This is a genomic window from Atlantibacter sp. MEI4A-1023 (assembly GCF_056155425.1).
This window is the reverse complement of the sequence record NZ_CM149568.1, coordinates 543,517-567,282: the sequence shown is the minus strand read 5'-3', so window position 1 is coordinate 567,282 and position 23,766 is coordinate 543,517. Positions and strand designations below refer to the sequence as shown.

The 23,766-nt window shown below is 55.9% G+C and carries 23 protein-coding genes and 1 pseudogene; 13 read left to right on the top strand and 11 right to left on the bottom strand.

All coding sequences use genetic code 11. The annotated features are described in order from the left end of the window. Nucleotides 1-90: 90 nt before the first annotated feature. Nucleotides 91-1,758, bottom strand: a complete 1,668-nt coding sequence (gene tsr, locus ACVV26_RS02795; protein WP_312982866.1) for a methyl-accepting chemotaxis protein — start codon at nucleotides 1,756-1,758, stop codon at nucleotides 91-93. A gap of 197 nt (nucleotides 1,759-1,955) precedes the next feature. On the opposite strand from tsr, the gene ACVV26_RS02790 reads away from it, so the two are divergent. Beyond that, a complete protein-coding gene (locus ACVV26_RS02790) occupies nucleotides 1,956-2,408 on the top strand; it encodes a DUF1198 family protein (RefSeq protein ID WP_474799852.1) in 453 nt (150 codons plus the stop codon). Between the two features lie 85 nt (nucleotides 2,409-2,493). Next, nucleotides 2,494-3,081, top strand: a complete 588-nt coding sequence (locus tag ACVV26_RS02785) for a LysE family translocator (protein WP_474799851.1) — start codon at nucleotides 2,494-2,496, stop codon at nucleotides 3,079-3,081. Here the strand turns inward: ACVV26_RS02785 and ACVV26_RS02780 are convergent. The 5 genes from ACVV26_RS02780 to ACVV26_RS02760 all read right to left on the bottom strand — a co-directional run bounded on the left by ACVV26_RS02780 (nucleotide 3,078) and on the right by ACVV26_RS02760 (nucleotide 8,168). Further along, nucleotides 3,078-3,890 (bottom strand): AraC family transcriptional regulator, encoded by an 813-nt coding sequence (locus tag ACVV26_RS02780; RefSeq protein ID WP_474799850.1) that lies wholly within the window; start codon nucleotides 3,888-3,890, stop codon nucleotides 3,078-3,080. The two genes, ACVV26_RS02785 and ACVV26_RS02780, sit on opposite strands and share 4 nt — an antisense overlap. 97 nt (nucleotides 3,891-3,987) lie before the next feature. Further along, a complete protein-coding gene (locus ACVV26_RS02775; RefSeq protein WP_474799849.1) occupies nucleotides 3,988-5,307 on the bottom strand; it encodes an anaerobic C4-dicarboxylate transporter family protein in 1,320 nt (439 codons plus the stop codon). Nucleotides 5,308-5,368: 61 nt separating this feature from the next. Beyond that, nucleotides 5,369-6,214: a fructoselysine 6-kinase gene (locus tag ACVV26_RS02770; protein ID WP_474801701.1), complete on the bottom strand. Its 846-nt coding sequence runs from the start codon at nucleotides 6,212-6,214 to the stop codon at nucleotides 5,369-5,371. Nucleotides 6,215-6,277: 63 nt separating this feature from the next. Next, entirely contained in the window at nucleotides 6,278-7,255 is a 978-nt protein-coding gene (fraB, locus tag ACVV26_RS02765; RefSeq protein WP_474799848.1) for a 6-phosphofructose-aspartate deglycase, read from the bottom strand. Nucleotides 7,256-7,451: 196 nt separating this feature from the next. Next, entirely contained in the window at nucleotides 7,452-8,168 is a 717-nt protein-coding gene (locus ACVV26_RS02760; protein ID WP_474799847.1) for a GntR family transcriptional regulator, read from the bottom strand. Between the two features lie 112 nt (nucleotides 8,169-8,280). Between ACVV26_RS02760 and mdtM the strand changes: the two genes are divergently transcribed. From mdtM to ACVV26_RS02745, 3 genes are all read left to right on the top strand, one after another. Beyond that, nucleotides 8,281-9,513, top strand: a complete 1,233-nt coding sequence (gene mdtM, locus ACVV26_RS02755; protein ID WP_474799846.1) for a multidrug efflux MFS transporter MdtM — start codon at nucleotides 8,281-8,283, stop codon at nucleotides 9,511-9,513. 69 nt (nucleotides 9,514-9,582) lie between these two features. Then, entirely contained in the window at nucleotides 9,583-9,777 is a 195-nt protein-coding gene (locus tag ACVV26_RS02750; protein WP_312982874.1) for a hypothetical protein, read from the top strand. Between the two features lies 1 nt (nucleotide 9,778). Continuing rightward, on the top strand, nucleotides 9,779-10,534 hold the full coding sequence (locus tag ACVV26_RS02745) for a hypothetical protein (RefSeq protein WP_312982875.1): 756 nt from the start codon (nucleotides 9,779-9,781) through the stop codon (nucleotides 10,532-10,534). 27 nt (nucleotides 10,535-10,561) lie between these two features. On the opposite strand, the gene uspF is transcribed toward ACVV26_RS02745, so the two are convergent. From uspF to ACVV26_RS02725, 4 genes and pseudogenes are all read right to left on the bottom strand, one after another. Further along, nucleotides 10,562-10,996, bottom strand: a complete 435-nt coding sequence (gene uspF, locus ACVV26_RS02740; RefSeq protein WP_474799845.1) for a universal stress protein UspF — start codon at nucleotides 10,994-10,996, stop codon at nucleotides 10,562-10,564. Nucleotides 10,997-11,204: 208 nt separating this feature from the next. After that, nucleotides 11,205-11,690, bottom strand: coding sequence for an Hcp family type VI secretion system effector (locus tag ACVV26_RS02735; RefSeq protein WP_474799843.1), 486 nt, complete (start codon nucleotides 11,688-11,690; stop codon nucleotides 11,205-11,207). 22 nt (nucleotides 11,691-11,712) lie between these two features. Beyond that, nucleotides 11,713-12,039, bottom strand: a complete 327-nt coding sequence (locus ACVV26_RS02730; RefSeq protein ID WP_474799842.1) for a DUF1493 family protein — start codon at nucleotides 12,037-12,039, stop codon at nucleotides 11,713-11,715. Further along, nucleotides 12,033-12,350: pseudogene (locus tag ACVV26_RS02725) on the bottom strand (STM2901 family protein); the annotation flags it as partial. The gene ACVV26_RS02730 and the pseudogene ACVV26_RS02725, both read right to left, overlap by 7 nt. A gap of 375 nt (nucleotides 12,351-12,725) precedes the next feature. Here ACVV26_RS02725 and ACVV26_RS02720 point away from each other — a divergent pair. Both ACVV26_RS02720 and ACVV26_RS02715 read left to right on the top strand, forming a co-directional pair. Then, complete coding sequence (locus tag ACVV26_RS02720; RefSeq protein ID WP_474799841.1) at nucleotides 12,726-14,009, top strand: DUF445 domain-containing protein; 1,284 nt, start codon at nucleotides 12,726-12,728, stop codon at nucleotides 14,007-14,009. A 67-nt stretch (nucleotides 14,010-14,076) separates the two neighbouring features. Continuing rightward, a complete protein-coding gene (locus ACVV26_RS02715) occupies nucleotides 14,077-15,168 on the top strand; it encodes a Shedu anti-phage system protein SduA domain-containing protein (protein ID WP_474799840.1) in 1,092 nt (363 codons plus the stop codon). A 54-nt stretch (nucleotides 15,169-15,222) separates the two neighbouring features. On the opposite strand, the gene ACVV26_RS02710 is transcribed toward ACVV26_RS02715, so the two are convergent. Then, the gene (locus ACVV26_RS02710) at nucleotides 15,223-16,584 is read right to left on the bottom strand and encodes an MFS transporter (RefSeq protein ID WP_312982906.1); all 1,362 of its coding nucleotides are present in this window, start codon (nucleotides 16,582-16,584) and stop codon (nucleotides 15,223-15,225) included. A 583-nt stretch (nucleotides 16,585-17,167) separates the two neighbouring features. Between ACVV26_RS02710 and ACVV26_RS02705 the strand changes: the two genes are divergently transcribed. The 6 genes from ACVV26_RS02705 (at nucleotide 17,168) to ACVV26_RS02680 (ending at nucleotide 23,746) form a co-directional block, all read left to right on the top strand. Then, entirely contained in the window at nucleotides 17,168-18,817 is a 1,650-nt protein-coding gene (locus ACVV26_RS02705) for a signal transduction protein (protein WP_474799839.1), read from the top strand. Nucleotides 18,818-18,955: 138 nt separating this feature from the next. Then, the gene (locus tag ACVV26_RS02700) at nucleotides 18,956-20,413 is read left to right on the top strand and encodes an MFS transporter (RefSeq protein ID WP_474799838.1); all 1,458 of its coding nucleotides are present in this window, start codon (nucleotides 18,956-18,958) and stop codon (nucleotides 20,411-20,413) included. Nucleotides 20,414-20,470: 57 nt separating this feature from the next. Continuing rightward, nucleotides 20,471-21,574 (top strand): mandelate racemase/muconate lactonizing enzyme family protein, encoded by a 1,104-nt coding sequence (locus ACVV26_RS02695; RefSeq protein ID WP_474799837.1) that lies wholly within the window; start codon nucleotides 20,471-20,473, stop codon nucleotides 21,572-21,574. A 24-nt stretch (nucleotides 21,575-21,598) separates the two neighbouring features. Further along, nucleotides 21,599-22,426, top strand: coding sequence for an SDR family oxidoreductase (locus tag ACVV26_RS02690; protein WP_474799836.1), 828 nt, complete (start codon nucleotides 21,599-21,601; stop codon nucleotides 22,424-22,426). After that, complete coding sequence (locus ACVV26_RS02685) at nucleotides 22,420-23,328, top strand: dihydrodipicolinate synthase family protein (protein ID WP_474799835.1); 909 nt, start codon at nucleotides 22,420-22,422, stop codon at nucleotides 23,326-23,328. Before ACVV26_RS02690 ends, ACVV26_RS02685 begins: the two co-directional genes overlap by 7 nt. Then, nucleotides 23,318-23,746 (top strand): GlcG/HbpS family heme-binding protein, encoded by a 429-nt coding sequence (locus ACVV26_RS02680; protein WP_474799834.1) that lies wholly within the window; start codon nucleotides 23,318-23,320, stop codon nucleotides 23,744-23,746. The genes ACVV26_RS02685 and ACVV26_RS02680 overlap by 11 nt, the downstream gene beginning before the upstream one ends. Nucleotides 23,747-23,766: the final 20 nt, after the last annotated feature.

The following is a 23,766-nucleotide window of genomic DNA, read 5'->3' as shown; positions in this document are numbered from 1 at the left end:
TTGTAGAGAGCTCAACACCAGACTCCTGCGGGAGCTGAATCAATAAGGGGTTCACTGCACGTGAACCCCTGATCCTTCCGGGCTTACCTGTTAAAACGTTTCCCAGTTATCGCCGCTGTCCGCCAGCGCGGGTTTACGCGTTGCCAGTGGCGCAGCCGGTGCTTTTGGCGGGGTAGCGTCCTGTGAAATCTCACGCGCGTCGGCGTTGATGCGGAATACCGACACCGCCTGAGTCAGGCGGCTGGCCTGTTCTTCCAGCGCTGCCGCGGCAGCTGCGGATTCCTGCACCAGCGAGGCGTTCTGCTGGGTCACGCGATCCATCTCGGCAACCGCCAGACCCACCTGGTCGATACCGCGGCTCTGCTCGTCAGACGCAGAGGCGATTTCACCCATAATGTCGGTCACGCGGGTTACCGCATTGACGATCTCGCCCATGGTTTCGCCCGCGCTTTCTACCAGCGTCGAACCCACTTCCACTTTGCTGACCGAGTCTTCAATCAGGCCTTTGATCTCTTTTGCCGCCTGGGCGCTGCGGCTTGCCAGGTTGCGAACTTCACCGGCAACCACCGCAAAACCCCGACCCTGCTCGCCTGCGCGCGCGGCTTCTACCGCAGCGTTCAGCGCCAGAATGTTGGTCTGGAACGCGATGCCGTCAATCACGCTGGTGATGTCGGCAATTTTCTGCGAACTACCGGCGATTTCGTGCATGGTCTGCACCACGTTGCTCACCACTTTACCGCCCTTCTGCGCGGTTTCAGAGGCGCTCAGGGCAAGCTGGCTGGCCTGACGGGCGTTCTCGGCGTTCTGTTTCACCGTCGCGGTCAGTTCTTCCATGCTGGCAGCGGTTTCTTCCAGCGAGGCCGCCTGCTGCTCGGTACGGGAAGAGAGATCGTTGTTGCCGATGGCGATTTCACTCGCGCCGCTGTAGATAGCGTTCGCGCCGGTACGCACATCGCCGACGGTTTTCGCCAGTTCATCCTGCATATGGCGCAGGCTGGCCGCCAGTTGGCCCATTTCGTTGGTGCCGTGTACTTCGATGCCGCGCACCAGATCGCCGTTAGCGATATGGCGAATGTTTTCCAGCAGACGCTGCAACGGATGGATCAGCGCTTTGTTAATGCCGATCCACACCACAATCATCACCGCCAGCACAGCGCCCAGCACGCCGATCAGGATCCACATCGCCAGGTTATAAGATTCGTTGCTGCCATCCACCGCCAGCTGGTACAGGCCGTCGTTCTCGGCCAGGTAGCTGTTGTAGGCTTTTTCCATGCCGTCCTGGAAGCTCTGGGTCGGCTGGTCGAAGAAGGCGTTGATTTTACCGGCACCCAACAGTTGGATCAGTTCCGCCAGCGCGTTGTGGTAGATATCGTAAGTGCGCTTCACTTCCTGCGCGGTTTGCTCGCTCTGGCGCGGGTCGCGCGGCAGAGCCTCATAGGCCGTCCACTGCTCTTCCGCCTGCTTCAGCGAGGTTTGGGCGATTTGCATTAGCTGCGCCACGGTCGCGCCGCTGCCCATCTGGTTGGAATCCATCATGTAACGGATACCGGCGCGGTTCAGGGTGTTACGGGTCTGGATCAGCGCTACCCAACTGGCGTTCAGCGTGGACTGCTGCTGACGGATGGTCTGAAGAACGGTGAAGTTTTCCTTGTCGTTTTTCAGCGCGTTAAAGAACAACCCGCCCGACGTTAACTGTAAGAGGCCAAATAGCCCCAGTACGATAAGCAGGCTGGTGACGACTTTGATACGGTTGAGCATGGTGACTGTTTCCCGAGGCAAAATAAAAAGGGGTATCGGAAAATCCCCGGAAAACTTTATAGGGTAAATCCTCAGAGTTACGTTTTTATGCGCTAAACAGCGGTAAACTTTCGATTTGGGATGGGGGCGCAACGGCGATTTTTCCCGCCGGTGGGTTTAGCCTATGATAAGCACTCTTTTTTATCGCAGGAGCGATCATGATTTGGTTGATGCTGGCTACCCTGGTGGTGGTGTTTGTGGTGGGTTTTCGGGTATTGACCTCCGATTCACGTCGCGCGGTGCGGCGGCTTAGCGAACGTCTCAATATTCAGACGTTACAGGTGGAGTCGATGATCGACCAGATGGGCAAGCAGTCCGGGCACGAGTTTATTCAGTATCTGGCACGTCCCGATGAAGTGCATCTGCAAAACGCCGCCCAGTTGCTGCTGATCTATCAGGTGTACATCGTTGACGGTAGCGATCAAAACCTGCTGCGCTGGTATCGCATCCTGCAAAAAGGCCGGTTAAGCGCCCCGCTGACCGACGCGCAAATCCGCCTTGCCCTGCGCTTTTACCACGAGCTGGATCTGGATAATTACGAGCTCAACGCTTTCCAACTGCGCTACAACTCGCTGTTTGTGCCGGACGGCACGGTCACTTACCTGCATTAATCCCCCCCACGCTGTGATGCGTATTTTGTTCAATACCTGCATCGCCTGACATGGCACGGTAACCCCTTCGCTAACAGGAGGGGTTATGAGTGTTGTCTGGTCGATGATGGTGTTTGCGCTGGTGTCGTCGGTATCGCCGGGGCCGGTAAATCTGGTGGCGTTAAGCAGTGGCGTCAGTTTTGGCTGGCGGGCCAGCGTGCCGCACGTCACGGGCGCGACGGTGGGCTTTACCGCGTTGCTGCTCGCTACCGGCTACGGGCTGTATGAATTGCTGTTGCTGTGGCCCGCGCTACAGGGCGCGATCCGCATCGGCGGCATCGCATTTTTACTGTGGATGGCCTGGCGGCTGGCGCGGGACAACGGCGAGATGAATAAGCGCGAGGCGCAGCGCGCGCCGGGGGCGTTTAACGGCGCGCTGATGCAGTGGCTGAATCCCAAAGCCTGGCTGGCCTGCGTGGCGGGCATGGGACTGTTCGCCAGCGATGGCAATCACGCCACGCTGTGGCTGTTTGCCGGGATCTATTTTGTGGTGTGCTATCTGTCGATTCTGAGCTGGGCGCTGGCTGGCGCGTCGCTGAGCGGCTGGCTGCAACAGCCCGCCCGGATCCGGTTGTTTAACCGGGTTCTGGCGGCAATGCTGCTGGGGTGCGCCGCCTGGCTGGCCTTCGCTTAAAGCAGATCGCGGTACTGCTTCGGCGTTACCGCCAGATGCTGTTTGAACGCGCGCTGGAAATGCGCCTGATCGGCAAAGCCCACGTCCAGAGCCACATCCGCCAGCGGCGCGCCGCGCTTCAGGTGCTCACGGGCGATATGCAGGCGGCGGTTCATCAACAGCGCATGGGGCGTTGCGCCGTAATGTTGCTGGCACAGGCGAATCAGGTGACTGACCGACAGCCCGGCGGTCTGCGCCAGTTCCGCCAGTGTGAGCGGCGCGTGGTACTCCTCGTTGATTTTCTCTTTCACCCTGGCAAGCAGCGCCGGGGCGGCATCGGGCTGGCGATCCTGCGGGCGCAACCGCTGCTGGACCGTCAGCATCAGATGCGCCGCTTCGCACTCTTTTTCCAGCGCATCCCGCTCGCTATCGATCACGATGTGATACAGCCGGTTCAGGCCGTCGAAAATCGTGGGATCGGCGGTCCAGGTTTGGGTGAAATGGCAGGCGTTATCGGCCTCTCTGCCGGTCAGTTCGTTCAGCCAGCGGCTGTCAAAATAGAACATCCGGTAGGCCCAGGACTGGTTTTGCAGTGGGTTGCAGGCATGCAGATCGCCGGGGTTCATCAGCACTACGGTGCCCTCGCCGACCTCGATGCGCGTTTTCTCGTTCAGGTAGCTGCTGGTGCCGCCGACGATTGCCCCGATAGAAAAGGTTTCATGGGTATGCGGCGCGTAGCTGACCGTGCGCCCGTCTTCCACATTACGCACTTCGAGCCAGGGCAGCGCGTCGCTGCGCCAGAATTGTTGCCGGATAGGGTATCGCGCCATGATGCACCTCAGTAAGTGAGCATTTACTTTTAGCACAGCTTTGACGCGTAAGACGATAAAAAAACGGCCCCTGAAACGAGCGGGCCGGGGAGCAGAATCAACCTAACACCATCTTGCCAATCATCAGACCCATCGCCACCGAGACAATCACGTTCACCAGTCCGGGGCGCATAAAGCTGTGGTTAAGCACATATTTGCCGATGCGGGTGGTGCCGGTATCGTCGAAGGCCAGCGCCGCGAGGCACTGCCCGGCCACCGGGATAAAGAAGTAGCCGTTGACCGCAGGCCAGGAGCCAATCAGCGCATACGCCGGTAATCCAAGCGCCAGCCCCAGCGGCAGCAGGATCAGCGTGGTCGCCGCCTGGCTGCTGACCATCGCCGAGACAAAGAACATCATAATGGCGATAAGCCAGGTATGTTCCTGCAACAGCACCTGCACTTCGGATTTGATCAGGTCGATATGGCTGCTGACAAAGGTTTCGCTCATCCACGCCAGGCCAAAAGCACAGACGATAGCCAGCGCACCGGCGCGGAACACGCTGCCGCTGAGGATGTGATCCACCGGCGGGCGGCACAGCAACACAATCAGACAGGCAAAGGAGAGCATCACGATCTGGATCGCTGCCGACATCGAGAGCGGTTGCAGCCCTTTGGCGGTTTCTACAATCGGACGCAGGCCCGGCACCAGCCCCAGCAGCACAATAATTACCGCACCGGCCAGGAACAGCAGCACCGAGAGTTTGGCGCGCGGCGCGATTTCCGTGCTGCGTTCCGCTTTGCCGATCGGCTTCAGCAACCCTTCCGCCAGGCGGCGCTGGTATTCCGGGTCATCCTTCAGCTCTTTGCCTTTATTAAAGGTCGCGATCGCTCCTGCCGCCACGCCAATCAGCGTCGCCGGGACGCAAATCATCATGATGGTGGAAATCGAGATACCGAACGGGGCCATCAGGCCAATCATTGCCGCCATAGCCGCAGAGATCGGGCTGGCGGTAATCGCCTGTTGGGAAGCGATCACGGAAATCGATAACGGACGCTCCGGGCGAATGCCGGAATCCCGCGCCACTTCCGAGATCACCGGCAGCAGGCTGTACACCACGTGCCCGGTGCCGGACATAAAGGTGAAGATATAGCAGATAAACGGTGCCAGCAGCGTGATATAGCGCGGGTGGCGGCGCAGCATTTTTTCCGCCAGCCGGACTAATAAATCCAGCCCACCGGACGCCTGTAATGACGATGCCGCTAATACCACCGAGAGAATAATTAAAATAACGTCAATGGGCGGCGATGAGGGCGTCAGGCCAAAACCAAATACCAGTACGCCAACGCCAAGACCGCCAACCATACCTAAAAATACGCCGCCAATACGGGCGCCAAACATCAGGGCTACAAGGATAAAACACAATTCTGTCCAGAACATACTTACCCCCGGATAATGGAGTGAATTCCAGTTATGTTTTTATGTAATCGGTGAGAAGCAATTAATCGGAATACGGTTTACCAAAACCAAACGCGCCAAAATGATGTAATACGTGGCTCGCTGATTTTCCTCCTGCCGTCATGGCGCGGATAATATCGTCGTGTTCCGGTTGGGGTTTACCGCATGCCAGAATGGACAGCATAAAGCCGGTTAAAAAGGCATCGCCCGCGCCGAGGGTATCGACGGGTTGAATATAAACCGGCTGCCATTCGATGAGTTTATTTCCGGCATAGTAATACACCTTTTCATGCCCGCGCGTGGCGATAACATGTTTACAGCCGTAATCGTAAAACGTATAAATTTTATTAATGGTCTCTTCGACCGATAACGCCCCGCAGGAAATAAATCCGTAATCCACCCACGGGCAAACCTGTTTAAAATAATCGTCCGTACCGCGCCCGGAAAAATCAAACGACAGCGTGACGTTGCGTTGCTTTATTTTTTCTAACTCAGATTCGAGAAATCCATTAATACTGGAATGGACCGCATCGAATTGCGCAATATAATCGAGATCGTCATCGGATAATTGCAGCGGGTTTTCGCGTAATACGCCGTTTTTATTACTGGTGACAAATTCCCTGTCGCCATCCACTAGCCGGATACAGGCATAGCCGTTTTCCCCGACATAGTGGCGACAGCGCTGGACGTCTATGTTCAGCTCCAGAAGGGTATCCTGCACGTGCCGTGCGGCGGCGTCATTGCCAAACGCGCCGAGAAACGCGCTTTCGCAACCTGCCAGCCGGGCATACACCGCGAAGTTCAGCGCGTTGCCGCCGGGGTACATCACGCCAGAATGAAGATATTTATCAACGACATTATCACCAATGCCAATCACCTTAATGTCCATCATTGTTCCTTGTTGATAGCGATAAATCGGGCGTCCCTGCCCCTGCGTCAAATCCTGGCGTGATTAATATTCGACCTTCCACATATAGCGGCGGGTCGTTAACGGATGCTGGCGAATGTCGGCCAGCGCACGGTTATAAACCGGGTAAACGTTGTTGAACAAGGAATGGTTGAAGTAATCGATCACCGTCGGTTTGATGGTGGAGAGGCCCAGCTCTTTGGCATCCACCACTTCGATGCGGCGGCCATATTTTTTCAGGAAGTTCAGGGCGCGCTCATCCACCGCGCGGGTGCTGCCTTCGGAGAACTGGAAGAAGAACGGCGTGTTGGCATCGGTGATTTCAAACGGGCCGTGGAAGAACTCGCCGCTGTGGATGCAGGCAGAGTGGATCCACTGCATTTCCATAAAGATACAGATGCTCTGCAAATAAGCCGCGCCGTAACCCGCACCGCTCGCCATGGTGTAGATAACTTTGTCGTCTTTATATTCCTGGGCGAACGCCTGGGCGCGGTTCTGCAAATGATCCCACGCGCGGTACACGATGCGGTTGATTTTGCTCAGGCCGTCCTGGAAATCGTCGTAATGGGCGTAGCCTTCGGTCTGGTTGAGGATTTCTACCGCAGTGAGCAGGCCCTTGAGGGTTTTCTCTTCGGCGATGTCTTTGCCGTCGCCAAAGCTGTAGGTTTCTACAAAATCGCAGTGGGCCACCAGCGGGGAGTCGGTCACCCAGGTCAGGCCGATAACCGGCACGCCACGGCTCTGGGCCAGCTCTGCCGCTTTGATGGTTTCCGGGGTGTTGCCTTTGTGAGACGCCACTACCACAACCGCGTTTTCGCCCAGCGCCACCGGCGGGTTATTGATAAATTCGCCGCTGTTGTACAACCCGACGGTGACTTTAGTGGCTTCTTTTTCCAGGAAGGCTTTCGCCGGGTAAAACGCCGCATACGAGCCGCCGCAGGCAACGTAGTACACGTGCGTGATCCCGCCCTTTTCTGCTTTGCTTTCAACGATGCCGCTAATGATTTCTTTAATACTCATCACTTTTCCCCTTGGGTCGTTTCTGACGTTAACCGCGTGACAGCCGCGCGCCAATCAATGTATCTAAATGTATTGTTATTGATATATAACATTAGCATACATTTAGATCAACGAGTGCCCCTACAAAAAAATCGGGATCCGCGATGCAGATCCCGATTTACGCTGTAACGGCGTAGCGATCAACGATGAAAAATGGGGGTCAGACGGTAAAACGCAGTTTGTCGCCGACGATCAACTGATGAGAAATGCAGGACATTTCGCCTTTGTTATCAATCATCTCACTTTTGATTGAGATCAGCGGATAACGGTTGGCCACACCGAGGTAGTGGGCCACTTCAAAACTGGCGTACACCAGCTCGATGGTTTTGCTGGAGTGGGTAAACCACAGGCCATGTTTGTCGCGCAGGGTGTCGTACAGGGAGTGGCTGTTAAGATCTTCATTCAGCAAAGCGGCGAACTGCGGGGGAAACCACACGGTTTCCAGCGAGACGGGTACATCGTCGGCATAGCGGATACGCTCAATGACCACCGCTTTTTCTCCATTGGAGATGTTCAGTTTGGCGCGGGTATCTTCATCGCAATCTTCAAACACCGATTTGATCGTGCGCGAACCGGGGCGGCGGCCCTGTGAGCGGCACAGCTCGCTGAAGCTCATAATGCCGGTCATGCTGCGCTGGAACTTCTCGCCGGAAACGAATGTGCCTTTGCCCGATACGCGGGTCAGAAAGTTTTCCCGGGTCAGGGCATCCAGCGCTTTACGCACCGTCACGCGGCTGACCTGCCAGCTGGCGCTGAGATCGTTTTCGGTGGGGATCTGCTGCCCCGGCTGGTACTCGCCACTTAAGATCGCCGCTTTCAGGGCTTCTTCAAGCTGCTTGTACAGGGGTTTGGCACTTGAGGTATCCGGCGGATTCACGTTATGTATCCTTTTGTATTGTCATAAAGCAGACAGCATAGGGTTTACAATATACAACAATTTGCTTATGGCTACACTGTAGCGAGGATCCGTCAGCAAGGAGAAAGACAGTATGCAATGGAATTCCGCGTTTTGGGCCCGGCACGCCAGCTCGCTTTTCTTCCCGATGGCGCTCATTTTGTATGATTTCGCCGCCTATCTCACCACCGATATGATCCAACCGGGGATCATCCACGTGGTGCGGGAATTTGACGCCGACGTCAGCCTGGCTCCGGCGTCTGTCAGCCTGTATATGGCGGGCGGCATGGCGTTGCAGTGGCTGCTCGGGCCGCTGTCGGACCGGATTGGCCGCCGCCCGGTGCTGCTTACCGGCGCGCTGATCTTCACCCTTGCCTGTACCGCCACGCTGTTCGCCACCTCGATGGAACAGTTTCTCGCGGCGCGCTTTATTCAGGGCACCAGCATCTGTTTTATCGCCACCGTGGGTTATGTGACGGTGCAGGAAGCCTACGGCCAAACCAAATCCATTAAGTTGATGGCGATTATCACCTCGGTAGTGCTTGTGGCCCCGGTAGTTGGCCCGCTGTCCGGCGCGGCGCTGATGCAGTTTGTCCACTGGAAAGTGCTGTTTGGCGTGATTGCGGTGATGGGGTTCATCGCCTGGCTGGGCCTGTTGTTCAGCATGCCAGAGACCATAAAAGAACGCGGCGCGCCGTTTCGCGTAGCAAGCGTATGGCAGGATTTTAAGAACGTGTTCCGCAACCGCATCTTCCTGACCGGCGCGGCTACGCTGTCCTTAAGCTATATCCCGCTGATGACCTGGGTGGCGGTATCGCCGGTGATTCTGATCGACGACGGCGGGCTGAGCACCTCGCAGTACGCCTGGACTCAGGTGCCGATTTTCGGCGCGGTGATCGTCGCCAATATGCTGGTAGTGAAATTTATTAAAGACCCCACCACGCCGCGCTTTATGTGGAGTGCGATCCCGATCCAACTCACCGGGCTGGCGCTGATGATCGTCGGCAATATCCTGTTCCCGCACGTCTGGCTGTGGTCGGTACTCGGCACCAGCTTTTACGCCTTCGGGATCGGGCTGATTTTCCCGACGCTGTACCGCTTTACCCTGTTTTCCAACGACTTGCCAAAAGGCACGGTTTCCGCGTCGCTGAATATTGTGGTGCTGAGTACCAGCGCGGCGGCGGTGGAAGCGGCACGCTGGATTTACTTCCACGCGGGCGGACGGCTAGCGTTCCACACCCTGTCGGTAGTGGCGGGCGTGATTGTGGTTTTCCTCCTGGCCGGGTTGTTAAAACGGGTCAGAGCGCGCGAGGCGGCGCTGGCGTAGCGCGGGTTTCGGAAACATCCGCCGCGGCTTTCGTGCAGACTTTCTACACTGTAGCCAGGAGGAAAATTCATGAAACTGCTGCCATCTCTATTCTCAAGCCCCGAAAAACTTCTGCAAGTCATCAGCCAGGGTGACGTCCAGGATGCCATCGACGACGGTGAACGTATTATTATCGATGGCGACGGCAACGCTATGGTGAACATCCACTGCGTCCAGGTTCAACAGGACTTTGAACGCCACGTTGAAACGCTAAAGCGGGCCTGAGATGGGAACCGCGATCTTTATGGTGCTGATGGTCTGCGGCTACTGGTACGCCAGCCGCGACCTGTCGACGCGCCTGAAATACAAACGCACCTTCGGCTGGGATGTTTACTTCCTGGTGGCGCTGTACGGCTGCATCTTTGTGTTGCAGGGGCTGATTGCCACCGCCGCCGTGTGGCTAATTTTACTGCTGGCTTCGTTGACGATGAACGAACTGCCGCAGTATTTCGGCACGGAAGCGCACCGCTACCAGATGGAGTTTATTAACTGGAGCTTTCTGGGCATTCAGGCGCCGGTGGTGATCATGCTGAGTTTTGCGGTGCTGTTTTGCCTGTATCGCTCCAACTGGGCGCGCAGCGCGCGGCTCGACAGCGGTGGCCGCCGCTCGCTCTACAAGCAGCTAACCCGCGCCAACGGGCTGGAGGGTTTGCTGTACCAGTGCATGGAAGAAGGTGAACTGGCGTTTGTGATGCTCAAATCGCAGCGCGTGTACGTCGGGATGGTGCACACCGCGTCGTTCGACAGCAGCAGTCCGGGCAACAATATCGTACTGATCCCGTTCCTGAGCGGTTACCGCTCCCGGGAAAACGGGGAATTTGTGGTGGAGCACAACTACAGCGCCTGGTACGCAGAGCACGAGATAACACTGACTACGGAGCCGAAGTCTGCGCTGTCGTTTCGCAAAGTGATTTTGCTGGAGCAAATCGAAAGTCTGTCGCTGTTCGATCCGGTAAGCGCAATGGGATTAGACCGCCGGTAAAAAGCCCACCGCAGTGGGCTTGATCGATTAGCGAACCACCAGCACCGAGCATTTGGCGTGCCGCACCACCGCTGCGGCATTAGAGCCTAACAGATACGTACTCATGCTGGGACGGTGCGAGGCGAGGATAATCAGATCGGCGTTGATCTGATCCGCCACCCGCAGGATATGATCCTTCGGCGCGCCGCTACACACGTGGGTTTTAACGCGGCCCTCCGGCAGTTTGAACTGGACGATCAACTCATTTAGCGTTTCCAGCGCATTGGCTTCCCGCTGCGAGCGTTCCGGCGCGATGGTGGTGTATTCCAGGCCATAGGCGGCAAAATAACTATGGTCCGGGATCACGGCCAGAAAGTGGATCATCGCAACCTCCCGCCCGGCATATTCCTGAACATGGGGAATAACCTGCGTCGTCAGCTGCATCTCAGAGATATCGATAGGGACTAAGATCGTTCTGGACATACAACCTCCTTTTGCGTGTGGTGTGAAACCCCACGGTTATTATGGTCAAAATTTAACCGTTTGGGTGTGACGGGGGTTGGGGTTTGGGGGTTTTGCGTTGGGGAAACTGAGAGAGTACAGAAATGAAAAGAAATAAAACCTGCCCGACCATTATCCAGATTATGAATATATTTTCCAGGCGAGGGATGGGGGCCACAAGCCCCCATCATCAGGCTGTTGGACGTTCATTCCACGCATCCGTGAAGGTGAGATTGCCATCTTTATACAACCAGGTAATTTTCTCGTAACTAAGCGCGACATCCTCTAAATGTCCAGTACCAGGACAACCTCGCGTATCGTGCATGAGTGGACTGATTGATATCACTTTTACAGCTTCCATCGTGATTCTAAAATATTCCACTTCCTGACCGGCATCATTAATGTTGTACCACCTAATCTCTGCGCTTTTTAAAATTTGCCCTGTGGCCGCTGCTTTATAAAGATAAGGTGAAGCACTATCTATATCTTTTGAAAACTGGAAAGGACCATGTTGCCTGGTTCCAGTCACTTTCCCTGTTGCAGAATCGGTGGGAATAGTTAAGTTATGGTGTACAGTGCGTAATTCTATACTGCCTTCTCGTCCTGCAACATCTGAAGATCCACGGATAGTGGCCCCGCCATCATCGGTTAAAAATAAATGTACTGGTACAGCCATGATTTATGCTCCTTGCTGGTGATTAATTATATAACCATTTTCCTGCCCTTGCAGATTCTATTAACATACCAATGGTAAAATCTGGCACATCGATTATTTTCTTCTTAAATGGATTCCACGAAATTGGCACGTCGGGATAGTAGGTTTCAATATTGAATTTTTCCCGCTCTACATCAAACTCTGAGAAAAACTCTTCCATTAATTCTTCCGCTTCATCGACATCAAGCTTTACATCGAAATGGAGACTTGAAGATGCTGTATAGTCATCATATTTCTTTTTCCTGAATATATACACACCGCTATAACGAGTAACCAATGCAATAACGCGCGTTTCAATATTATTTACCATATTTTATCGCCACCCCTGACAATTCGGTTATAATCACGAATAGAGGAATATGTAATTTTAAATACATCACCCAGTAAAATCACCTCACCTATAAGTGGAATAGTGCGACCAACAAAGGTACCAATTTTTCTTACGATTTTTCTTTTCACTGTCCATGGTGTGTAACCGCCAATCCAGGTAGGTAATTTTATACCAAAAGGAAACATTTTATTTCCAAAAAATTTTCTGACCTTCTTAGAAATTATCGATGTACCTTCAATCGCATCGCGCGGTTTTGTCCGCGTTGTTTGATTGTTTATCCCTCCCAGAAGCATTTAGTTCTTCAACAGTATCCATCTACCACTCCTTTGGTTTTAAATTCCTGATGAGCACACTAATCTTCTGTTAATTAACAATATGAGATCTCGGCCATAATTTTATAAATTAAATTTTTAGTAACATTCTACTGAGGATTAGAGCTATTAATGATTTCAGTAAAACATTCAATTAATCAATACCTTTATTACATGCTACGTCTGACGAGTAAAAAAGAATGATTGATTGCAGGAATATACCTGACAAATTAGACCCTGATCACTTTCTTCGCAGGTGGCACTACCGTAGCTATATATTTCTATCAATTTGCCTGCCCACTGTTTAAACCTTTTCCCCTACCCCATCCCGCGCATCGCCTCTATGCTTATCTGATGGAAAAATTAGCTGAACTCAAGCGCGCCAAGCTGCTGGCGCTGTCGCTGCTGCTGATTGCCGCAGCAATCTTTGTCACCACCCTGTTCCTGCCGCCCAGCCCGTGGGTGAGCGGGCTAAAAGCCATTTCTGAGGCGGCGATGGTCGGTGCGCTGGCCGACTGGTTCGCCGTAGTAGCGCTGTTTCGCCGCGTGCCGCTGCCGTTTATCTCGCGGCATACCGCGATTATCCCGCGCAATAAAGACCGGATTGGCGAAAACCTCGGGCGCTTTGTCGAAGAGAAATTCCTTGATACTCAGTCGCTGGTTACGCTTATTCATCGCCATGAACCCGCGATGCTGATCGGTAAATGGTTCAGCCAGCCGGAGAATGCCCAGCGGGTCGGCGGGTATCTGATCCAGGGGATGAGCGGCTTCCTGGAACTGACCGACGACTCGCGGATCCAGGGCCTGCTTCGCCGTGCCGTGCATAAGGCGATAGATAAAGTCGACCTCACCGGTACCAGCGCTTTGATGCTGGAAAGCATGACCAAAAACGATCGCCACCAACAGCTGCTGGATTCGCTGATTACGCAGCTGATCGCCCTGCTCCAGCGTGACAAAACCCGTGATTTTATTGCCCGGCAGATTGTCCACTGGCTGGAGACGGAGCATCCGCTGAAAGCCAAAATTTTACCCACCGAGTGGTTAGGCGAGCACAGCGCGGAGCTGGTGTCCGATGCGGTGAATTCACTGCTGGATGATATCAGCGAGGATCGCGGGCATCAGATCCGCAAAGCCTTCGATCGCGCCACGCTGAAGCTTATCGACAATCTCACAAGCGACCCGGAGATGGCCGAGAAAGCCAATAACATCAAGCGCTACCTGAAGAATGATGACGCGTTTAACCGCTATCTCGGCGAACTGTGGGGCGACCTGCGCCAGTGGCTGAAGGCGGATATGCAGTCAGAGGATTCGCGCATTCAGCGACGCATCGCCGAGGCCGGGCAGTGGTTTGGCGAAACGCTGGTAGCGGACAACGCGCTGCGCAACTCGCTCAACGAACATATGGAACAGGCCGCGACCCGCGTTGCGCCGGACTTCGCCGCGTTTTTAACCCGTCACATCAGCGACACGGTGAAAAGCTGGGACGCGCGGGACATGTCGCGCCAGATTGAGCTGAACATCGGTAAAGATTTGCAGTTTATCCGCATCAACGGGACGCTGGTGGGCGGCTGTATTGGGCTGGTGCTGTGGCTGCTGTCGCAGGTGCCGGGTTGGATGCAGGGCGCAGGAGGGGGGTAGATAGACTGCGGGAAAGCCGCGTATAGTCATCCAGTCGCCACCCAGGAGCAAGGGAATAAGGAAAGAAATGAAAACCAGCGATTTTATATTTCAATTTACCCCGGCTAATATGACGCGAACAGATAACTTATGCCGGGTCCGACTCTTCGTAAATAAGCAAAACATGTATGCGCTGATAACAGATGTGGACAGTAAATACAGCCCCGCCAGTGTGATTAACTTTATCGAAAATATTAAAGAACAGCTTATTGAGAAAGGATATATATCCGAAAGCACGATAATCATTACCCATGATGAGGATAGAGTATCGGGCTATGGCTCGTTTGAAATAGTGACCTTTGGACGCAACGGCTCTGCCGAATGGCACGATAGCACTCTTGACAAGGTGAGCGAGTTACTAGGCTGCTCGCGCCAGGCATTACTGGATAAAACGCTCAAAAATAAGCGCCTCTTCAACCAGCTTGAGCAACTCCATCATCTGATACGCCCGTTTACCAAAGACACATATATTGAAAATTATGGCGTGTTATCCCGACGCTACAAAATCAAAGACAATGCGATTACTAAAACCGAATTAGCGGCTTTTTTATCCGGTGCCCCCAGTGAAAAAGAGTTAGCCACGTTTTTTAAACGCGATCTCGCCTTTTTCGCTGATCTTTACGCTTACCCCTCCGAAGAATACATCGTCGTTCCCGAGCTTAAAATTGAAGAGGGATTTGTGGATTATGCAATTTTTTCCGGTCGATCGCGCATGGATGTCACGCTTATCGAAATCAAAGGCGCAAACTTTGATTTGATGGGCTCAACGGGTTATCGCAATTTTTCCTACAAAACCAATGAAGCGCTCCAGCAGGTCAGAGGAAGAGAGGGCACCATCATCAGGGATTACCCCAAATTCCGGGAATACTTTCATGAAATTTGTAAGGCGGTGGAAACCGGTAGTCATGGTCACAAGGCGTTTTGCGGGCCAAAGGGGAAATTACTTGTCGACCCTAAGAAGGATATCAATATCAGGATGATCGTGATTGCTGGCCGTTCGAAAAACGATCTGGAAGAGAGCATTGAGCGCCATAATCTTGAGAGGAACACCTCTCTACCCTTAAGGGTGGAAAGCTGGGACAGTTTACTGAATAAGATTTCTGGCGACCGAAACGTATAGCCATGAAAGATTCAGGTATACCGCCCCCTGCTTTATTCGCAGGGGGCCAGGCTTTTATTTCACTTCATTTAACTCATCGTTATAACTTTCCCTGGTCACGCACACGCACGCGATAGTAATCAGCGCCATACAGGCCAGGAACAGGGAAATCGGCCACGACTGCCCGCCGGACCAGGCAATCAGCAGCGTACCAATCATCGGAGTCAACCCGCCGACGATATTCGCCAACTGGAAGCCGAGCGACACGCCGGTATAACGCACGCTGGTATCAAACAGTTCCGAGAAAAAAGCCGGCTGGACGCTGAACATCATTCCCAGCCCTACTGAATAGCAGAAGGTGGTGGCGAACATAAACATCTTCACCGAGCCGGAATCAATCATCCAGAACAGCGGGAAAGCGAAAATCAGGGTAATCGTGGCACCGGCGAGATAAACCGGGCGGCGGCCGATTTTATCAGACAGCCAGCCGAAGAACGGGAAGGTGAAGATGCCGACGAAGCTCGCCAGCAACAGGCCGTTGAGCGCCGTTTCGCGGGTGAAGTTAAGCTCGCGGGTGACGTAAGACATAAAGAACGCCACCGTCAGCCAACCCAGCACGATCTCGCCCATGCGCATACCCATCGCCAGGAATACCGCCCGGCGGTGATGCTTCAGTACCGTCAGAATGGGAAACTTCTGTTCAGCAGCTTTTGGCGCGTTCTGGCGCTGTTTCTGGTTTTCCTTGAACACCGGCGTTTCTTCAATACGCGAGCGGATAAACATGCCGACGAACAGCAACGCGATGCTCAGCAGGAACGGCACGCGCCAGCCCCAGGACATTAAATCGTCTTCCGGCAGCATCACCACCAGCGCAAAGACGGCGGTAGCGATAAACAGCCCCAGCACGTTGCCCAGTTGCACAAAGGTGCCGAAGAACCCACGACGGTTGCGCGGCGCGTATTCAGTGATAAGCGTGGTCGCCCCGCCCCACTCCCCGCCAATGGCGAAGCCCTGGCACAAGCGCAGGAAAATCAGGATCAGCGGCGCGGCGTTGCCGATGGTGTCGTAACTCGGGATCAGGCCAATCAGGAAGGTGGAAATCCCCATGATCATCAGCGACAGCACCAGCGATTTTTTACGGCCAATCTTATCGCCATAGTGACCAAACACGATGGCACCAATCGGGCGGCTGACAAAGGTTATCGACAGCGTCAGGAACGACACCAGCAGCGCCATCAGCGGCGACAGATTGGGGAAAAACAGCGATGGAAACACCAGCGCCGCCGCCGTGCCGTAGATAAAGAAGTCGTAGAACTCGATGGTGGTGCCGGATAAACCGGACCCCAGCACGGTGATCAGCTTTTTTCTTTCCTGTGCCGGCAGAGCAAGCTGCTCGTCTTTCACAGAAGTTATGTCTGGCGAGGTAAGCATAGTCATCATTAAATCCTCTGTCCGCGATTGTTATTGTGTTATTGGTCTGCGCCTGGCTGGCGATAGCGACGGGTAAAATCGCCCACAAGCTAACTCGAATTAGCTAATTATAGCAATCAACGGATATTCTCAATGTTGATCGGCGAAGAGTGTGAGCAGGATCGGTTAAATTATCATCCCGCACGGTGCTACCACAGCCAATAAGCGGTGAATAACCCCTGATATAATCATTTATATTCATACGGTTATATAAAAAATATTTCATGTATTTCAAAATTCTTTATGCCGTCGCGTTTTTCTGGCCCGGCGAGCACCTGTTTAGCCACCATAAGGCGGTTCGTCTCCGTACAGTCCAGCGCAAGTAAAAATGCGCTTTATAAATCAATAACATAAAAATACATTTTTGATGGTCATCACAAAACCCCGGCAAAAAATTTGAGAGTGGCTTTTTTTTATCCTAATTTGCTAATTCGAGTTAGCCATAAGAGTTAACCAGGAATATCGAGGCTTAGCGCGGGAAAACGTCGGTTCAGTCCGGGTTTTGCGCCGTTAAGCACTACGCTGGACTACCCCTACAGGAGCCATTCCGATGTTGAATTTAACCCTACCTGCGGAACAAGAAATCATCACGCCGCAAGCCGGTGAAGTCCTTATGGTGACCAATGCGGACCTACGCGAACCGGCGAACGTCACCTGCTGGCCGACGCAAAAATCCTTTGAGCAGCGCCTTGAAGCGGCACTGGAAAAGTTGGGTTACCGCATGCGGCGCGCCCATCCGGTGAATGAAAGCCGCGGTCACGGTTTTATCAGTAGCCAGAAAGAAGGCAGCGATCTGTTCGCCCATATCGACCCGGACGCGCCGGTGATTGTGCTGCTCACCGCCTGGCAATATTCCCATCATATCGCCCCGTCGCTGGTGCATCATCGCGGGCCGATCCTGCTGCTCGCCAACTTCGACGGCACCTGGCCGGGGCTGGTCGGCATGCTGTGCATGGCGGGCAGCCTGACCAGCCTTGAGCGCAACTACTCCCGCCTGTGGTCGGAAACCTTCGACGACAAAAAATTTATGCGTGGGCTGGAGACCTGGCTGCGCGACGGCCATCTCAGCCACAAGCTCAGCTACCTGCGCCCGGTCCCGGCCAGCGCGCCGCTGCTGGCCAGCGAAGCCGGACAGATTGGTGTGAAGGTGGGCCAGTCGATCCTCAAACATAAAGCAATCGTCGGCCTGTTCGACACCTTCTGCATGGGGATGATCAATGGCGTCTTCCCGCAGAAAGCCATGATCGACGTGGGCATCCCGGTGGAGTCGCTGTCGCAGTCGGCGCTGCTGGTGGAGATGAACAACGTGCCGCAGGCGCTGCGCGAGGCCTGCCTCGACTGGTATGAAACCCGGGGGATGCGCTTTAACTTTGGCACCCACAGCGCCGAAGAACTCACCCGCGAGCAGGTGCTGGAACAGTGCGCAATGATGATCGCCATGGCGCGTTTCGTGAAGCGCTTCGGGCTGTCGGCAGTGGGCGTGCAGTATCAGCAGGGGCTGAAGGACAGCTGCGCCGCGTCCGATTTCGCCGAAGGGGCGATTGGTAACGGCGAGCGCTTCCCGATCCCGGATGAGCAGGGCGAGATCATCTGCCCCGACGCGCCGATCCCGTGCATCAACGAAGTGGACATGGGCAGCGCCATCCCGCAGGTGATGCTGGCGAAACTGCTTGGCGCGCTGGGTCTGGAAAGCGAAACCACCCTTCACGATATCCGCTGGGGCAGCGACTACAACGGCACGTTCTACTGGGATCTGGAGATTTCCGGCGCCGTCCCGTTCGCCCATCTCAAAGGCGGCATCGCGGGCGCGACCGGCTACCGCCAGCCGCCGATGTTCTTCCCCTACGGCGGTTCCACCATCGCCGGCCAGGGCAAGGCCGGGCGCTTTATCTGGGCGCGCGCCCACTATGAAGGCACCCGGGTGATCCTGCACGTCGGCACCGGTACGGCGGTGGAACTCCCGGAAGTGGAATTCGAGCGCCGCCGCAAGTCCACCAACTACGAATGGCCGCTGCTGAATGCGGTGCTCGACGGCGTGACCCGCGACGACTTAATGGCGGGCCACCAGAGTAACCACCTGAGCCTGGCCTATGTCGACGAAGCGCTGTTGCCAGAGGTGCTGACGGCCTTTGTCGCCCAGGCGCTGACGCAAAACATCCAGGTTTATCTGGCAGGCGATGCCCACCAGCTCGTGCAGTAACACTGACTCGCTTATGTGATTTTTACGTTGTTAGCGATCCTGACAAACATCCCGTTTCTCTGACGCCTTAACACAGGTGCGGATAGACAGGTTTCTGTTCGGGCGCGCAATCTTGCCGCCCGGATAAGAGAGGATTTTATGTACCAGCAGCAACATATTGAATTCATTATCCAGAAGGCCAAAAGACGCCTCGATTCTCAGGAAGCCCCGGGCAGTACCAAAGCGGGCTGGCTGATGATCACCGCTTTATTAATCGAGTCATGGGATATCTATTCCATGGCCTATATTCTGTTCGCCCTGAAAGATATTTATGAGCCGAGCGCCTGGCTGCTCGGCTTTACCGCCGCCGGGACCCAACTGGGCGCGGTGATCGGCGCCCTGCTCGGCGGCTGGCTGACCGATAAATTAGGCCGCCGCACTATCTTCCTGTGGTCGATGATCCTGTTCGCGATTTTCGCGGTGTTGCAGGGCCTTGCACCGGACATGTACTGGCTGGCAATTATCCGCTGCCTCGCCGGGATCCCGGTGGGCGCAGACGTCGCCAACGGCTTTACCTACATCATGGAAGTGATGCCGAAAGGCAAACGCGAGGTCATGGCCAACCGCTGGCAATTTATGTTCGCGCTGGGGATTATCGCCGCGATCCTGCTGGTTACCAGCCTGGTGGCGCTCGACGTTCACCCGGATCTGATCTGGCGTATCGTGCTGGCTGTCCCGGCAATCCCGGCGTGCCTGCTGCTGTTTATGCGCCGCGAACTGCCGGAAACCCCGGCCTGGTTCGTGGAGCGTGGCCGTTTCATCGACGCGAAAAAGGCGTCCCGCGAATACTACGGTGAGCAGGACGGCAAGCTGCTGGACGATATCCTCCCCAATGAAGACGTGCAGATCCCGCACCCGACGCTGAAAGAGACGTTGCACGACCTGTTTCGCCGCCCGTTCACCCGCCGCACCACCCTGTTCGGCTGGTTCTCCTGTGCGGTGCAGTCGTTTGAAAACTATGCGTTTTCGTTCTACCTGCCGCTGATCCTCGTCACCGTCGGCATCTCCGGGCAGATCCAGAACAACCTCGCCCTGCTGGCGGTGAACTGCATCGCCGCGCTGTCGGCGTTCGTCGGCCCGCTGCTGCTGCCAAAACTTGGCCACAAGGGGCTGAGCAAGTACGGCTTCCTGCTGGTCACTATCGGGATTTCGATTTCGTCGTGGGGGGTTTACACCAGCAGCTTCGGGTTTATCACCTTCGGTGCGGCGCTGATGCTCTGGGGCCACTACTGGGATTCCGAAAGCGGCATGACGGTGATCTCGCTGGTGGCGAAACCGCGCTATCGCGGCGTGGCTTCCGGCATCGGCTACACCATCGTGAAGGTGACCGCGTTCGTCACCACCCTGGTGTTCCCGCCGCTGTTTGAAAAGCTCGGCGTACCGCTGGCGTCGCTGATTATCGCCATCGCACCGTTCTGCGCCTTCCTCGCCTCGATTTTCCTGCTGCCGGAAGTGTTCGGGCATTCGGTGGGCGATGAGCACGACCAGCCGCATACCGACAGCCCGGAAATCACGTTGCAGGGGCAACAGTCCCCGGTTTCAACCTCAAAAAACTAACGCGCTCCCGACCGTGCGCCGCCAGGCGGCCACGGTCATGAAAGAAGGATGACCATAATGAACAGCACCAAAATGCCCGTAATCGAAAATATCGAACTGATGACCGCCCGCGTTCCGCTACCGGAAGGCCCGTGGGGCGACCAGATCCACCACGTCACCGATATCGAAGTGGCGATTGTCGATGTCTACGGCTCTAACGGCCACGTCGGCACCGGCTTCAGCCACACCTCCGGCTGGTGCGGTAAAACCATCTCCGCGTTGATTGCTGAAATTATTCCGGACGTCATCGGCCAGCCGCTGTCGCCGCGCGGGCTGTGGCACCGTTCGTATAAATACATTCACGATGTGGGCGGCGCGGGCGTGACCACCCACGCCCTCGCAGCGCTGGATATCGCCTACTGGGACTTGCTCGGTAAAACCCTGAATGCGCCGATTGTTGACATCATCGGTAAGGTGCGCGACCGCGTTCCGCTGTACGGCAGCGGCATCAACCTGCATCTCTCCCTCGACGAAGTGATCGACCAGGTGAAACGCTGGAAAAGCACCGGCTATCTGGCGGCAAAAGTAAAAGTCGGCAAACCGACGCTGGAAGAAGACGTTGAACGCCTGCGTAAAATCCAGGAAGCGGTGCCGGGCTTCCCGCTGGCAGTGGACGCCAACCAGGGCTGGAATTTCCCGCAGGCATTGCGCGCCTTCAAACTGTTCGAGCCGCTGAACCTGTTGTGGATTGAGGAGCCGCTGCCGTCCGACGACATTACCGGCCACCTCAAACTGCGCGAACGCAGCACCACGCCGATCGCGCTGGGCGAAAATGTCTATAACGTAAACCAGTTCACGCAATATATTGAGAGTGGCTGCGCAGATTACGTGCAGGCGGATCTGGGCCGGGTGGGCGGTATTACCGGCTATCTCGACATTGCTGCCGTCGCCCGCGCCCACAACCTGCCGATGACACCGCACTTTGTCATGGAGCTGAGCGCCAGCCTGCTGGCCACCGTGCCGAATATCTCGTACGCCGAAATGACCGACGGCGGGCGCTGGAAGGATCTGCGCATCATCGCCGAAGCGGGCGAAGAGAAGGACGGCTACTACGTACCGAGTGACCGTCCAGGCCACGGCATTATTCTCGATCGTGACTACCTCGCCACACACAAAATCTAACAACGTATTGATGGGGAAAGAACAATGGAAGACAGCTTATTCTCGGTAAAAGACAAGATCATCATCGTCACCGGCGGCCTGGGGCAGCTTGGCGCGCAGTACGTGAAGACGCTGCACGAGCGCGGCGCGAAGGTGGCGGCGCTGGCGACTCACGTTGACGCCGCGCGCGTGGACCGCGTGCTGGGGGCGATCAAAGATTCGGACCGTCTGCTGTGCGCCGAGATCAACATTACCGACAAAGCCAGCATCAACCAAGTGCTGGATAAGATTGAAGCCAAATGGGGTGTGCCGGACGGGCTGGTCAATAACGCGGGTGTTGATACCCAGCCAAGCGCGCCGCCGGAAGTCTCCGGCCCGTTCGAGGACTTCCCGGAAGAGGTGTTCCGCGACGTGGTGGAAGTGAATCTGGTCGGCACCTTCCTGATGACCCAGCAAGTTGGCAAGCGGATGCGCCAGGCCGGGAAAGGCGGCTCGATCATCAACGTCGGTTCGATCTACGGGGTGGTCTCTCCGGTGCAGGACATCTACAGCTATAAAAAAGAGGACACTGGCATTCCGTTCGTCAAACCGGTGGCCTACGCGGCGGCCAAGTCCGGGCTGTATAACTTCACCCGCTACTGCGCCACTTACTGGGGCCGCGACGGCATTCGCGTCAATACCCTGACGCTTTCCGGCGTGGAGCGCAGCGACCAGGACCCGCGCTTCCAGAAAAACTACACCGATCGCATTCCGATTGGCCGCATGGCACAGCCCCACGAGTACAACGGCGCGGTGGTATTCCTGCTTTCCGACGCATCAATCTATATGACCGGCTCCACCGTAACGGTGGATGGAGGCTGGACGGCATGGTAAGTGAAAAATGGCAGGCGTTTCGCGGCATTATCTCGGCGGTGATCACGCCGATGCACGCCGATGAATCCGTCAACTACGCGGCGCTGGAGACGCTGGCCCATGCGCAACTGGCGCGCGGCGTGGAAGGCTTTTACTGCTGCGGCTCCTCCGGGGAGGGCCCGCTGCTGCGCTTCGACGAGCGCAAACAGGTGCTGTCGACGCTGGTGAGCGCGGCGGCGGGTAAGGTGCCGGTGATCGCCCATGTCGGCACGCCGCGCACCCAGGACGCCGTCGAGCTGGCGAAAAGCGCCGAACAGGACGGGGCCAGCGCGGTATCGCTGGTGCCGCCCTACTACTATAAATACAGCCGCGAGGAGATTATCGCCTACTACCGGCGGGTGCTGGACGCCATCTCTATTCCGGTGATCCTGTATAACATCCCGCAGTTTACCGGCGTGGAACTGGACAGCCTGACCGCCGAGGCGCTGCTGGGCGACGAGCAGGTGCTGGGCGTTAAGCACACCTCGCATAACCTCTACTCGCTGGAGCGGATGATTGCCCGTTACCCGGATAAGGTGTTCTTTAACGGCTTCGACGAGATTTTCCTGTCCAGCCTCTCCGCCGGGGCCACCGCCACCGTCGGCACCACGGTGAACCTGCAACCGGAGCTGTTCCTTGCGCTGCGTAACGCGTTCCAGCAAGGGGACATCTCGAAAGCGCAGCGTTTGCAGCAGCAGATTAACGAGGTAGTGGAGAACCTGGTCGCGCGCGGCGTATTCCAGTCAGCGAAATACCTGGCGGGCAAAGGCGTGGTGGACACCGGGCCGACCCGCGAGCCGTTTGTGGCGCTGACGGCGACGCAGCGCGAGGAGCTGGACGCGCTGCATCAGCGGTTACAGGGGTATATCGCCGATGCCCGATAGCCTGGTCTGCGCATCCCAACGCCTGGACGATAGCGCGGTCTGCCAGCGGCTGGCGCGCTTCCTGAAGGAGACGGAAGCGGAGCCACATACCGCCGGGCTGGCTGTTGCGGTAGTGGGAACGGATGGCGAGCTGATAGCCTTTGGCGCTCACGCCCGCTGCCCCGCCCTGCCTCGCCAACTGGCGCAGCGCAAGGCCTGGAGCGCGTTGCGCTTTCGCCGCCCGACGGCGCGGCTGGCGGAAGAAGTCAGCCAGGGATCGTTAAAGCTGGATATCTTTCACGATGCGCATTTGCTGGCGATGCCCGGCGGCGTACCGGTGATGGTGGATGGCCTGGCGGTTGCCGGCGTGGGGATTAGCGGCCTGCCGCCGGAGCTGGATGCGGAACTGGCTACGCGCTTCGCCAACGAACTGATCTAACTGCGTTTCCGGGCGGCCAT